General features: G+C 59.6%; 10 protein-coding genes. 6 read left to right on the top strand and 4 right to left on the bottom strand.

The window, feature by feature from the left end:
• The first annotated feature begins 27 nt into the window (after positions 1-27).
• Both ACR0J8_RS21345 and ACR0J8_RS21340 read left to right on the top strand, forming a co-directional pair.
• A complete protein-coding gene (locus tag ACR0J8_RS21345) occupies positions 28-513 on the top strand; it encodes a hypothetical protein (protein ID WP_480526786.1) in 486 nt (161 codons plus the stop codon).
• Between the two features lie 158 nt (positions 514-671).
• Positions 672-1,094, top strand: coding sequence for a hypothetical protein (locus tag ACR0J8_RS21340; RefSeq protein WP_480526784.1), 423 nt, complete (start codon positions 672-674; stop codon positions 1,092-1,094).
• Positions 1,095-1,214: 120 nt separating this feature from the next.
• Here ACR0J8_RS21340 and ACR0J8_RS21335 read toward each other — a convergent pair whose 3' ends face one another.
• On the bottom strand, positions 1,215-2,201 hold the full coding sequence (locus tag ACR0J8_RS21335; RefSeq protein ID WP_480526782.1) for a LysR family transcriptional regulator: 987 nt from the start codon (positions 2,199-2,201) through the stop codon (positions 1,215-1,217).
• Between the two features lie 80 nt (positions 2,202-2,281).
• On the opposite strand from ACR0J8_RS21335, the gene ACR0J8_RS21330 reads away from it, so the two are divergent.
• Positions 2,282-3,811, top strand: coding sequence for a trimethylamine methyltransferase family protein (locus ACR0J8_RS21330; protein ID WP_480526780.1), 1,530 nt, complete (start codon positions 2,282-2,284; stop codon positions 3,809-3,811).
• Here ACR0J8_RS21330 and ACR0J8_RS21325 read toward each other — a convergent pair.
• On the bottom strand, positions 3,802-4,548 hold the full coding sequence (locus ACR0J8_RS21325) for a sulfotransferase-like domain-containing protein (RefSeq protein WP_480526779.1): 747 nt from the start codon (positions 4,546-4,548) through the stop codon (positions 3,802-3,804). The genes ACR0J8_RS21330 and ACR0J8_RS21325 overlap by 10 nt on opposite strands.
• Before the next feature lie 47 nt (positions 4,549-4,595).
• On the opposite strand from ACR0J8_RS21325, the gene ACR0J8_RS21320 reads away from it, so the two are divergent.
• From ACR0J8_RS21320 to ACR0J8_RS21310, 3 genes are read left to right on the top strand one after another with little or no spacing between them, the layout of a single operon-like run.
• Positions 4,596-6,962, top strand: coding sequence for a GcvT family protein (locus tag ACR0J8_RS21320; RefSeq protein ID WP_480892179.1), 2,367 nt, complete (start codon positions 4,596-4,598; stop codon positions 6,960-6,962).
• Positions 6,959-9,337 carry a GcvT family protein gene (locus ACR0J8_RS21315; protein WP_480892176.1) on the top strand — a complete coding sequence of 793 codons (2,379 nt, stop codon included), beginning with the start codon at positions 6,959-6,961 and terminating at the stop codon, positions 9,335-9,337. Before ACR0J8_RS21320 ends, ACR0J8_RS21315 begins: the two co-directional genes overlap by 4 nt.
• The gene (locus tag ACR0J8_RS21310; protein WP_170805897.1) at positions 9,334-10,659 is read left to right on the top strand and encodes an aspartate aminotransferase family protein; all 1,326 of its coding nucleotides are present in this window, start codon (positions 9,334-9,336) and stop codon (positions 10,657-10,659) included. Before ACR0J8_RS21315 ends, ACR0J8_RS21310 begins: the two co-directional genes overlap by 4 nt.
• Positions 10,660-10,885: 226 nt before the next feature.
• Here the strand turns inward: ACR0J8_RS21310 and ACR0J8_RS21305 are convergent, their stop codons facing one another.
• Both ACR0J8_RS21305 and pbfA read right to left on the bottom strand, forming a co-directional pair.
• Positions 10,886-12,565, bottom strand: a complete 1,680-nt coding sequence (locus tag ACR0J8_RS21305; RefSeq protein WP_480526773.1) for a Na/Pi cotransporter family protein — start codon at positions 12,563-12,565, stop codon at positions 10,886-10,888.
• 194 nt (positions 12,566-12,759) lie between these two features.
• Entirely contained in the window at positions 12,760-14,112 is a 1,353-nt protein-coding gene (gene pbfA, locus ACR0J8_RS21300) for a (R)-1-hydroxy-2-aminoethylphosphonate ammonia-lyase (RefSeq protein ID WP_480892172.1), read from the bottom strand.
• Between the last annotated feature and the right edge of the window lie 24 nt (positions 14,113-14,136).

Raw genomic sequence — 14,136 nt, 5'->3', positions numbered from 1 at the left:
AGCTTTGTCCGGCAGGACTATTCCGAAATGCTGCGGGCCATCCCGCCCGAAGGCAGCGTGTCAGGTCGCAACGATTCCGCCAAGTTGGGGTATTTCATCGTCAACGTGTACGATAACGGCCACGTCACCAAGTTTGTCTGTACAAACGGCGCCGAACTTGCGCCGGGCGAAAGCCCCTTGGGAGGTATGCTGGACCTGGCGCCCGCGCCAAGGGAAAACGCCAACGCGCTGATCGGCTTCGACCTGCGCCAGAACTGGGCCGAGATCTCTGAAGTGCCCCCCAGCGGAGGGCTGGACGAATTTGACCGCAAAACCGTTCGCAACGACTATCACCTTCTGACACTGCAGGAGATGGGCGTGCGCGACGTCCGCATTCCGCTGCACGATCTGCTGGACCCTGCGCGTCGGACCCGGCTTGCTATGCTCAAGCATCTTGGGTTCCGGACAACGCTGTTCGGTCGGAGCGTCAATGAGGCAATGTTGGAGATCATGACGCCGAAGCGCACAATCTGACGGATTGGGAAATCTCGCTGAACTGGCGTGATGTTGAGGTGTCTGCCGATCTTCTGACCATCCCGCAACCGGCAATCGATCTGCCAATCTATGTTTCGCGAATGCGGACAAAGGGTGATATCAAGTCCGAAGTCACCTAATTTAACGTCATCAACCACGTGTTCAACGCGACTGACTTCGAACAGCTGTCCGCGCTTGCCGCCGTGCCAAAATCCTGCGGGATCGACGGTGCAATGTTCCGGCTAGGCAATGCCGACCCTGTACTCGAGCGTCTGAACGCAGTGGACCAGGCTGTGGCGGCCCACGGATTGAAAGCATCAGTCCACCTGTGGGTGGCGGGCGGCAACCCTGCCACCCCGCACCAAGATGACGCCGCCACGCAAGCACGTGTCACCGAGGCGATGAACACTTGTCCCGGCCTCAGGAACATAGCATTTTTTGCGATACGCTGGCGGATGTCGATCGTGGGTATTTTGTTAGAAACGGTGCCATTGACCGCTGCAACAATCCCCGTCCGCTGCTGGAAGCGATCCGCGCGCGGAATGCACGCACTACCTGAATTTCACAAGCAGTGGCCCTAACCGAACCTTTAGGTGGGGCAGCGTCCCTGGGGTCCGTACGCCAAGAACAGGGGCGTTCAACCAATGAATGGATCGTACAAGCGAATCGTCAATAGTTCGCCGACGGAAGCCCGGCCTCGTTCAGTTATTTACCAAGTTTTCGGCCAAGTCATATTCCACGTTTGTTGTTCCGACATCTCCCATATGCTTGGTAATTTGCTGTGTCAGCTTCTGTTTGGACATCTCAGCAAGCGCTTTTGGAAAACTCTGAAGCTCTTCTTTTCTGGCGACAACTGTCAGGGTGCGCGAGAGGCCGGAGACCGGAAGCTCTTTCAATCGCAAGCTCATGTTCTCCACCAATCCATCAATCAGCAAAGTTGGTGTCAAAAGGCTGAACCCCTGTCCGGCAGAAACACAGGACGTAACCATGCTTGAACGGTCCGCCTGAATGACCTTGTCGGGTTCAAAACGCAAACGGCGCAGGTGTTGTGCAATTTGGCGTCCGGCGTTTGTTGTATCTCCGAACCGAACCAAGGGCAGCCGTGTCTGGATCGCCTCAAGGCTATCTGTCGGGCCATCATATGTTTCGGGCAGAACCAGAAGGTATCTTTCGGTCAGAACATGGTGGCGCTCCAGGCCATCCATGTCCAGAAACGGATTTGAGGTGATCGCCAGATCCGCTTGCTTGGTCCTCAGCAAATGCTCGTGGTTGCCGCTTTGCCCGGCATGCAGGGTGATATCTTCGACGTTAAAGACACGCTGGGCCAGGTCGATCAATGAGGGCGTCAGGGTCGTGGCGATTGAGGCCTGAATGCCGACCCGAAGCAGGGTCAGGGATTTCTGGCCGACGTGGCGCAATTCGGTTTCCATGTCGGAAAACGCATCCAGAATCTTCTGCGCTTTGCTGTGCAGGCGCGCGCCCGCGTAGGTCAGCCGGGCCGGACGTGTGCTACGATCCAGAAGCAAGGTGCCAAAAGCCTTTTCCAACGCGGTGATGTGCTGGGATGCCGCCGGCTGCGAGAGATTGAGCAGTTTCGCACCCGCCCGCATTTGACCTGTTTCCGCAACGGCGACGAAGATTTCGAGTGAGCGCATCAGGCTTGGCGACAGTTTGCGACGATCCAGCATAGCTCAACCTTAGTATAAATAATGATTATACTGTTGGGATTTTCTTGGTTTCCGTCAAGCGCCGGGTCAACAGTTTTGCCATGACACGTTCGCGCCCATCCCGCCGTCGCAGGGCGACGGAACTCCGCACCTCCGCCGAGATGCGTGCGCCGTTTATTCTGCGAAAGCTCTCGACCTTCAATGTGCTCAGCGAGGCGGGGCTGGGGCAGATCGAGGCCAATGCGGACACCATCCTTGCCGAAACCGGAATGGAGTTTCAGGATGACCCAGAGATTCTGAAGATCTTTGCAGATGCAGGCTGTGACGTAAACGGAACGCGCGTGCGGTTCGCACCCGGCTTTTGTCGAAAAATGATCACTGCAACCGCGCCCGCGCAGTTCACGCAACATGCCCGCAATCCGGCCAACAGCGTTCAGCTTGGCGGAGAAGCCAGTGTGCTTTGTCCGGCTTGGGGGCCGCCTTTTGTGCACGATCTGGATCGCGGTCGTCGCTATGCCTCGCATCAGGATTTCATCGATCTGATCAAGCTGCATCATAGCCTGCCGTGGCTTCACCATTCGGGTGGCGTTGTGTGCGAGCCGGTGGACCTGCCTGCCAACAAACGCCACCTCGATATGCTATATAGCCACATTCGCTATTCTGATCGGGCCTTCATGGGGGCCTTTATCGGGGCCGAGCGGGCAGGCCACGCGATCGACATGGCGCGGATCGTTTTCGGTGAGGATTTTGTGGCCGAAAACGCCGTCCTCTATTGCGTGTCAAACACCAACGCGCCCCTTGTGATGGACAGCCATATGTCGGGTGCATTGAAGACCTATGCTCGCGCCGGGCAGCCGGTTGCCTGCACGCCTTGGGTTCTGACCGGGGCCATGTCGCCGTCCACTGTGGCAGGGACGTTGGCTCAGGTGTTGGCTGAAACCATGGCTGCAATGACTTTGACCCAATTGGTAAGCCCTGGGGCACCCTGCATGATGGGCAGTTTCGCCTCGACCATGTCGATGAAGTCCGGCGCACCCACCTTTGGCACACCCGAGGCCGGGTTGATGGTATTGGCGGCCGGACAGCTTGCCCGCAGGCTGAATGTACCCTTGCACACGGTTGGTACGCTCAGCGCATCAAAAGTTCCGGACGCCCAGAGCCAGCAAGAGGCTACCTGGGGTCTGATTATGTCGATGTTCGCGGGCGCTAACCTGATCAACCACGCCACCGGTTGGCTGGAGGGCGGGTTGGTGACCTCGTTCGAAAAAACGATCCTGGATCACGATCTGTGCGGCAAGATCGGGCGTTTCTTCGAAGGCATCGACATGAGCGAGAATGCCCAGGCGATGGAGGCGATCGCGGCGACAGGCCCGGGTCGGCATTTCCTCGGGTCCGAACACACGCAGGCCAATTTCATGTCCGCTCTGTTCCGGCCCTGGACCCCGGATGACAATTCGTTCGAACAATGGCACGCGGCGGGAGCGAAGGATGCCGCAACCCGCGCCAATGCAATCTGGAAAGAGCAGCTTGACGCATATGAAGATCCTGGTCTGGACCCGGACATTGACACGGAATTGCAGGACTATATCGCACGGCGAAAGGCCGAGAAACCCGATCGGGACTATTTCTGATGAGCTTGGGTTTCAGCGATGTCACGCATCTGAGTGTAGTACGGCAGGTGATGCGCCACGTGGTCGGCATATGGCTCGCCAAGCGCATCCAGTTCCGCCCGCACGTCCGTGACCACGGGCGCCTGGATCGCGCCGCTTTGCAGTACTTCGGTATGCCAGCTTTGCACCGATTGCCAGCCGTCCGGTACACTGCTGTCCCAGGAAAACGCATGCGCGAGATAGGGCAGCCCGACATGCGCCCAATAACGGCGCAGCGTCGCTTGCGGATCGCGGCGCAGTTGATCAGCGGTGATGACCAAAGGGTCAAGTCCCAGCTCTTTCAGTGCAGTGTACAGTCGGTACTGGGCTTCATGTCCCAGTTCCAATCGGGTAAATTCGGGATCCCGTTTAGCATAAGACAGCGCCGCTTCGGCCGGGTCGCGCAGCAAAAATGCGTGGCTCATCTGATGAGTAAATTCGGGATCCAGCGGCAAGGATTCGGTGACATAGTAAGCCATATCCTTGAAAAACAAGGGGTTGATTGCAGCCTTTGCGCGGATCATGGCCCGAATATCGTCGTATGTCGCAGGGTGCCCGGGTTCGGGCGTGAAACCCGGAAACAGCCGGTCTTTGGTGGTCAGATAGTGATGGTACATGAACGGCTCGTGCAGCACGGTCAGATCACCGCGCTCGCGCATGACACGTTCAAAAGCGGTCGAAACCGAGCGGGGATGGCACCACAAAGCATGTATCGTCATGCGCCGACCCTAAGTTCGGTGCCTTTGTCGCGTCAATGGAGGGCAGCATGACCCGTATCCTGATCATCGGGGGCGGCGCGATTGGTCTCAGCCTGGCCTACCATCTGGCCAAGCGCGGTGCTGAAGATGTCACCGTCCTGGAGCGAAACCAGCTGACCTCGGGCACGTCGTGGCACGCGGCCGGGATCGTTGGTCCCTTGCGGGCAACTCCAAACATGACGCGGTTGGCGATGGCCGCACTCGAGGTATTTCCAGCCCTTGAGGCCGAAACCGGAATGTCGACCGGCTACCGCCAGACCTCAGGCTACTGGCTGGCACGCGATCCCGCACGTCTGGACGAGTTGCACCGGATTGCGGATCTGGGTCAGACGCTGGGATTGAGCCCGCGCATAGTCTCGGCCTCGGACGTACCCCTGACGCAGCTTGATCTGAGCAGTCACGTCGGCGCCCTGTTTGTTCCTGAAGATGCCAATGTGAACCCGGTCGATTTGTGCATGGCTTATGCCAAAGGTGCGCGCGACAGTGGTGTAAAGATCCATGAGCACACCGGTGTTCAGGCCCTCCGCAAGTCAGGCACTCGCATCATTGGCGTAACCTTGACCGATGGAATCGAACTGGACGCAGATCAGGTGGTCATTGCCACCGGTGCCTGGTCACGCGAGTTGGCGGCCAGCGTGGGCGTGGCGCTGCCGTTACAGGCGGTCGAACACATGTATGTGGTCACTGAACCCATGAACGGACTGCCAAACCCATTTCCGGTGATCAGGGATCTGGACTGGGGCATCTACATCAAGGGCGACGCGAGCAAGCTGGTGATCGGCGGCTTTGAACCCAACGCCAAATGCTGGGACGCCTATGGCCCCGAAGGCGACCGCCCATTCCTTGAGATGACCGAAGATTGGGACCAGTTCACCCCCTTCATGGAGGCCGCGTTGGAGCTGTGCCCCAGCCTTGAAACCGTGGGCATCCAGCATTTCATGAATGGCCCCGAAAGCTTTACGGCGGACACCCGGCCACTTGTAGGTGAGACCTCGGTTGATGGCCTGTTTGTGGCCGCTGGCATGAATTCGGTCGGGGTGATGTCTTCGGCAGGAATTGGACGGGCACTGGCGGATTGGGTGATCGACGGCCACCCCTCCATGGATATGTGGGAGGTCGATGTGGCCCGGGTCGACCCCGCTACGGCGACTGCCGGGCACATGGCACAACGCATGGAAGAAGCTGTCGCGGATCTCTTTACCTTGCACTGGCCGTATAAGCAGCCCCAAGCTGGGCGGGGCTTGCGGACCACCCCCTTGCACGACCGCTGGGCCGGGGAAGGAGCACATTTCGGGCTGACAGCAGGTTGGGAACGCGGGCTGTATTACGGCCCGGCACAGGATTATTCCATAGCCGATCAGGGGTGGTGGCCTCTGGCCGAGGCGGAAGCGGCTGTCATGGGTCATGGCACCGCCCTAATCGAGTTGAGCCCGTTTACCAAACTGGACATCACCGGCCCGGAGGCTCTGGTGGCGCTGAATCGCCTCACCACAGCGCGGATGGAGGTGCCTTTCGGTCGGGCTGTCTACACCCAGATACTCAATGCGCGCGGGGGCATCGAGATGGATGTGACCATCACGCGGCTGCGCGAGGATGCGTTTCACCTGACCTCGAGCGCGGCCACGCGCGCACGCGACCTGACGTTTCTGCGCCGCCACCTGAAGGGCGACGTCATGGTTCAGGACTTGACCGAGGCGCTCTGCACCATCGGTGTGATGGGGGCAGGCAGCCGGTCTGTTCTGCAAAGCCTGGGAGACCTTCCCGAGATACCCTTTGGCCACGCCGCCACCGCCGAATTGGCGGGCACTTCATGCCGTGCGACCCGCGTCAGTTTTGTCGGAGAGCTGGGCTGGGAACTGACAGTGTCCAATGCGTATGCCCCCAAGCTGTTCGATGCGTTGCGAAACGCAGGTGCAACCCCATTGGGTCATTACGCCGTGGATGCATGCCGATTGGAAAAGGGTTTCAAACATTGGGGGCATGAGCTTGGACCCGAGATCACTCCGCTTGAAGCCGGTCTGGGGTTCACCATCGATTGGTCCAAAGAGTTTGTGGGTAAAGCGGTGTTGGAACAGCAAAAACACCAGGGGCTGCATCGACGTCTTGTCCTGCTGCAGGTTCAGGGCGCGGCCCTGCTGCTGCATGACGAACCGGTGTTCGAGGACGGCACCTATGTCGGGTTGACAACTTCGGGTGGACGCGGGCTACGAACGGGGCTGAACCTGTGTTTTGCCATGGTATCGGTCCGGCTGGGCGAGACATTGGACGAGACATGCGGCCGAATTTTCACAATTCGGGTCGCCGGGCAGGACTATCCCGCGCAGCCCCTGCGCCGCCCGCCCTTTGATCCCTCAGGCGAAAGGATGCGCGCATGATCAAGGCGCAGGTAACGATCATCGGCGGTGGGGCCATGGGCGTCTCGCTGATGTATCATCTGGTCAAGGCGGGTTGGTCCGACGTTTTGCTGGTCGAGAAGAACGACCTGACCCATGGGTCGACCTGGCATGCGGCCGGGCTCTGCACCCATTTCGCGCACAATCCCACGATTCAGGAACTGCGTGCAACTTCTGTCCGGCTTTACCGGGATATTTTACCGCAGGAAACCGGGCGCGATTGTGGGTTTCATCGCTCGGGTGCGATGCGGATCACGCGCAACCCCGATCGGATAGACGAGTTCCGCCACGTGGCCGGCCTGTCCGAGTTCACCGGCTACCCGCTGGAGGTGCTGACACCGGAACGGATCGCCGAACTGTTCCCCCTGGCAAAACTGGATGGGTTGATCGGTGGGATTTATGAACCCGATGACGGCCACGTAGACCCAACGCTTGCAACCCACGCGATGGCCGAAGTCGCCCGACGTGGCGGCGCCCGGATCCTGCGCAATTGCGCGGTCACCGCGATTGAGCGCCAGCAGGATCATTGGTGGATCGAAACCGAGAAAGAGACGATCGAGACTGTCCACGTGGTCAACGCCGCAGGCACTTGGGGCTGGGAGGTTGGCCGCATGATGGGGCTCAACATCCCCTCGGTTCCTGTGCTGCACCAATATCTGGTGACAGACACGGTCGACGCCGTGTCGTCCCGGATAAAGGAGGGCTTGCCCGAGTTGCCGATCATTCGAGACCCCGAGGAAAGCTGGTACGTCAGACAGGAACGCGACGGGTTGATCCTTGGGCCGTATGAAAAGGACGCCAAGGTTTGGTCAGTCGACGGTGTACCGCCGGATTTCGGCGCGGACCTGATGCCGCCGGATCTGGACAGTGTCGAACACATCATCATGGCCGCGATGGAGCGTATTCCGGCGCTGGAAACGGGTGGCGTGAAATCGGTGATCAACGGACCCATTACATTCACGCCGGACGCCAACCCCCTGATCGGGCCTGCGCATGGCTTGGAGAATGCCTGGCTGCTGACCGGTTCGTCCATGGGCGTGATGGAGGGCGGCGGCGCAGGCTGGTTCCTCGCCCGTTGGATGACCCATGGCGCACCGCCAATGGATGCGCTGGCAGTGGACAGCCGACGCTTTGGCGTCTGGGCGGATCGGGACTACCGCGTGGCCAAGGCCATCGAATGTTTCGGTCTGCAATTCGGTGTGCACTACCCGCACGAGGAACGTCCCGCCGGGCGCGGCTTGCGCCTGTCTCCGCTGCACGACCTGATGGTCCAGCGCGGCGCGGTAATGGGGGCGGCCTATGGGTGGGAGCGTCCGAACTGGTTTTCGGACATGCCCGGGGCTGTGGCCGACGAAACCTTCCGCCGCGCCAATTGGTTCGAACATGTGGCGCGAGAGGTCGACGCCGCGCATAACCGCGTTGCGATGGCAGATTTGTCGGTTTTCTCGAAATTCGACGTCACCGGCCCGGATGTTGTCCCGTTTCTGGAGGCGCTGGGCGCAAACCGCGCACCCGCGCCGGGCCGCATTGGCCTGACCCACGCGTTGACGCCGACAGATGGTGTATTGTCGGAGTTCACCATCACGCGCCTGACCGAAGACCATGCCTACCTTACCAGTGCCGCGGCGGCCGAGCAGATCGATTTTGATCTGCTGACACATGTCGCCGAAGGTTTTGACGTCATGGTTCGAAACGTCTCCGAGGATCTGGCGGTCATCGGTGTCATGGGACCCAAGTCTACTGACGCTCTACCCGAATTGGTCGATATGCCCTGGCTGACCGCGCGCGAGACCCACGTGGCGGGCATCCCCCTGCGCGCCCTGCGTGTGTCCTATCTGGGCGAATGCGGTTGGGAGTTGCATGTCGCCAATAAGCACGCGGCAAGGCTCTTCGTATTGCTTGAGGAAACTGCGAAACCTCTTGGCCTTGGCTTCTACGGGGCCTATGCCGCAAATTCCATGCGTCTCGAAAAGGGTTATCGTGGCTGGGGCAGTGACCTGACGACCGAGCGCAGCCCTCTTGAGGCTGGGCTGACCCCTTTTGTCCGCAACGACCTGCGCACCAAGCTGGCCCGCGACGACGCGTGGGACATGGTGCTGCTGGATGTCGAAGCCGGTCAGGTCGATCCGTTCTACGCGCACACGATATGGAAAGACGGGGTGCCGGTAGGGATCGCCACCTCGGGGGCCTATGGTCATCGCACCGGCAAGGTTCTTGCCTTGGCCTACCTGCGTGACCCGACCGCGCGCGAGGGGCTGACCATCTCGATCCTGGGTCAGCACCGTGCCGCGACCATCCTGCCGGAAGCCCCCTTTGACCCCAATAACCATCGACTGAAAACCGGAGGTTCCAAATGACTGACCACCCCCTTCACACCGACTGGGACTTCTCGAATACCGCCGCGCGACGGGACCGGTACTATGCCGCTTCGCTGACGCGGTTCACGCCCTTCCGCGAGCCCATTGTGTTCAAAAAAGGCCAGGGCCAATACCTGTGGGACACGGACGGGCGGAAATATACGGACTTGTTGGGGATGAATGTCTGTATCTCGGTCGGGCACTCGCACCCACGCGTGGTGGCAGCAGCAAGCGCGCAGGCGCAGGAACTGACCCACTGCACGACAATGTTCTACCACCCGACACCCGCACATCTGGCCGAGGAACTGGCCGCGACCATGCCCAAGGGCTATGAATGGGTGGTGCATCTGACCAACTCCGGGTCCGAGGCGATTGATCTGGCGATGACCATGGCGCGTACCTATACCGGCAATCTGGACCTGCTGGCGTTGCGCACTGCTTATCATGGGCCCACTGCCGCAGCGCAGTCGATCACAGGTATTGCCGGGTGGCGCCACCCGGGTATGCCCGGCAACGTCGCCTTCGTTCCCGAACCCAACCAGTATCGCGGCATCTTCGGGCCAGGTACCCAGCCGTATCTGGAAGAGATCGACCGCACCATCGCCACAGCGACATCCGGTCAGGTGGCGGGCATCTTTGTGGAAAGCGTGCAGGGCTATGGCGGCATCATCGAAATGCCGCCGGGCTATATGTCCGGCGCAGCAGATCGCGTGCGCGCGGCAGGGGGTCTTTACATTGCCGATGAGGTTCAGTCAGGCTTTGGCCGCACCGGCGAAAACTTCTGGGGGTTCGAGGCAGACGGCGTTGTCCCCGACATCATTGTCATGGCCAAGGGCCTTGGAAACGGCTTTCCGATCGGAGCGGTTGTGGCCAAAAAACAAGTTGCGGCGCCGATGGCCGAAAGGTTCATGTTCCACACCTACGGCGCCAACCCGACCTCGGCTGCCGCCGCCCGTGCCGTACTGGCCGTTATGCGAGACGAAGGGCTTCAGGAAAACGCCCGTATTGTGGGCGCAGCGCTGTTGGAACGGCTTAATGACCTGAAAGACAAGTACAAGGCCATCGGTGATGTTCGCGGCAAGGGTCTTATGCTGGCGCTGGAATTCGTGAAAGACCGGGACAGCAAAGCGCCTGACAAGGAGATGACAGCAGAGGTCTTCGAAGCCTGCCGCGCGCAGGGGATCATCCTGTCAAAGTCCGGTCCTTTCCAGCAATGCCTACGGATGGTGCCGCCACTTTGTTTGTCCTTGGAAGATGTGGACCAGGTGGCAAACAGCCTCGACCAGGCGCTCGAAATGGCTGAAGGTACTGCCCATGGATAAAGGATAGCCCTGTGAAACTGCTGAAAGCGGTGGCGCGACAAGGGCCCTTTTGAGGGACCCGCCAATGTCGATTGGCTAGGTGGAGTTCGAGCCTAGGATGTTGATTGGTTCAGGCAAGCTCTGACCGACAAGGGTGCGCATCTGTATCCGGGGTCGGAACCAGCGCAAGGCCACCGTCAGACTTTGCGAACACCGCTATCAAAAAGGCAAACGAGTTGAGACGATCTCACGGACCGCTTGGCTCGTCGGCAATTTCCTTGATCAATCGCGTCTCCAACAATTGCCCATAGCGGTACAGGACCGGGTAGGCGACAGAGGCGATGTGACTGTTGAACTCTCGAAACGCACGCAAAGTCTCCAGATGCATATCGCTGGTTTCGAAGCTTTCCGTTGTCCCATGTTGCAATCGGCGCAGGTGTCGCTTGCGGCTGTCACGTTCCACGCGTTTTATTTCGGTTTTTTCAAGGCTCAGCAGGCGCGCGCTTTCCAGATCGTCCGAAATAAGCACGTTCGAAGCCAGTTTCATATTCGACAGAATGCTCTCGTGCATGTGGACGAGTTCCGACCAGCCCTCTTGTGAGAAACTTGAACCCTTGGCGCGCATTTCGCCCGCCAAAACAGTCAGGCGTTTGGCAACAACATCCCCGGCCGTTTCAAGCCGAATAGCGAACTCCATCAGATCGCGCGCGGTTTTGGCATCCTGTTTTTCGTATAATTCAGCCGGTATCGCTGCAACAAAGGTTCGAATACCCGAGAGGCACCGGTTCACATCCTCGTCAATCGCCTGAACAGACCGGATCTGTTCCTTATCACCGTGTCGGTACAGTTCCAGCACCGGGCGGAACATGGTCTCGAGAAGATCGCTCATCCGGAGAAGTTCCCGCTTCAGGCTCGGCAGCGCTTGGTTTGGGTTCGAAACGCATCTGATGTCCAACGCACTGACCGGTCTTGCGGGTTGCGGCTTCTGTTCTTTTTGGGGGTCTGGCAAAAGCGTTTCGAACAGTGCCTGCAAGCGCCCACAAAACGGAAGCGCCAGAACCAGCAGTGACAGGTTGAATGCAAGATGCACATTGACGAGCATCTGTCCCCCCTGCGGTTCTCCCAAGAGCCCGGTCCGCAGGGCCAGTTTCGCCACAAACAGGGTCACCAAAGCCCAACTGCCCCGCAGCGCCAGGTTTGCGTAGGGGATGCGTCGTGCCGTCACAGGCATTCCCCGGGTCAGCCAGACCGGAATGAAGGCAGAGCCAAAATTCGCGCCAAGAACCAATGACATACCGGCGGCAAAAGGGATTGCGCCGATCTGTACAAGCGTCACGCACATAAGGATGGCCGCGACCGACGAGTGCATGACAAAAGCCAGGGCACCCCCGACAAGGAAGGCCGTGATGTAATCGCGCGCCAGATAATCGGCGACGGCGGGCAGAAATGCACTGTCCCGGATGGGGTCCATCGCCTCGCGCAGGAACCTCAGCGAGATCAGGATAAATGCCACGCCCATCAGAATACGCCCAAGCTGCCGTGCTTTCTTGGCTTCGGTCTTGACGAACAGATAGCCGCCAATTGCCAGAAGCAGCGGTACAAGCCAGTCCAGCCGAAAGGACAGGATCTGAATGATCAACGCCGAGCCCAGATCGCCACCCAGTACAATCGCCAGACCGGCTGGAAAGCTCAGCATCCCACTGGCGGAAAACCCGGACGTCAGCAAAGCCACGGCGGCCGAGCTTTGCAGCACGACCGCCATCATCAGCCCAACCACCGAGGCATGCAGGTAGCTGCGCTGGCGCGTCATCACCCGTTGGAACGACGCGCCGTAGCTGCGTTCGATTCCAGTGCGCACCATGCGTACTGCATAAAGCAGAAGCATGGTTGCCCCGGTCAAACTGATCAGGAAGGTGACAACTGCCATGCTTCACTCCGGCTTCAAAACAGGTATTTGCACCGCAGTTTGTTTGCGATCCGCTGCAGATGGCTTTTGAGCCTTAGGCGACGGCAAACAAGGACAGGAAATCCGGTCTATTTTGCAGCATCTTATTGGGTTGCGCCAAGTGCGCCCGTTACCGAACCAATTGGCGATCTTGCCCGCCGCCATGGCCAGTCGGCTCAGTTTGCCTCTGTGATTGCGGCAACAACGATGTCGATGGCACGATCCAGTTCAGTTTGCGAAATCGTCAGCGGCGGCGACAGGGTCAGAACGCAACCCTGGCTGATCTTATAGCTCAACCCCGCTTCGAGACAGGCATAGTAGATCTGTTCCGCGCGGGCATTTCCGGGCGTCTTGCTGGAACGGTCCTCGACAATCTCGATCCCGAACATAAGGCCGCGGCCCCGGATGTCACCAACGATGGGAACATTCTGAAGGGCGTCGACCAGGCGCCCCATCGCGTATTCGCCCAACTCGGCCGCGCGCTGGACCAAGCCCTCGTCTTCTATGATTTGCATTGTCGTCAAAGCGGCCCGAGAGGTTACGGGGTTCTTTTCGTGCGTGTAATGCCCAATGGCAAAGTCCCCGCAAACATCCAGATTTTTCCGGGCGATGCAGGCGGCAATTGGCAAGATACCCCCGCCCAGCGATTTGCCGATGGTGACAATGTCGGGGACGATTTCATCATGCTGGAACGAGAACATCTGCCCGGTCTTGCCCAGCCCGGTCGGAATTTCATCCAGGATCAGCAATGCGCCGTGCCGGTCGCAAATTTCGCGCACCCGCTTCCAGAAACCTGGCGGCGGCACGATGGGCACGGCACGCATCGCCTCGGCCACGACGGCGCAGATGTCGCCTTCGCGTTCCAGCACATAGTCGATCATGTTGGCGCAGGCTTCGGCGCTGGCTTCAAGCGTTGTGTGCCCATAGGGGCATCGGGTGGGGTGGAAGGGTGCTACATGCTCGGTTCCCGGCAAAAGCGGCCCGGCGATGTGGCTGCGGAAAGTGGCCTCGCCACCAACGCTTGCTGCGCCAAAGCCCGCACCGTGGAAGGCGTCCCAGAAGCTCAGCGTCTTGAAACGGCCCGTCGCGGCGCGGGCGATCTTGAGCGCGACTTCATTGGCGTCCGAACCGCCGGTGGTGAACAGTACCTTGCCCAGATCGCCCGGGGTGATGGCCACCAGCTTTTCGGCCAGTTCCACCGCCGGGTCATTGGTGAAACGGCGTGGGGCAAAGGGCAGGTCGTCCAGCTGATCCTTGATCGCCTGCACCAGACGGGGATGGCCATAGCCAATGTGATGTACCGAATTGCCATGGAAATCCATGTAGCGGCGACCGTCGAAATCCTCGATCCAGATACCTTCGGCCTTGGCAATCGTGCTGACGCAGGGGCTGGACAGGGATTGATGCAGGAACACATCCGAGTCGCGTTTCAGCAGCGGCGATGATTTGGGCCCGATGGACTTCTTCAGCCAGGCTTTGCGGGCTTCCGAGGTATTCGATTCCCCTTCTGTATGGACAATCTGTGGCATATCCGTTTCTCACTGTCGTTTTGG

Source organism: Ruegeria sp. N11 (genome assembly GCF_056531525.1).
Note: the sequence above shows the minus strand (reverse complement) of the source record. Positions and strands in the feature narration are given on the sequence as shown.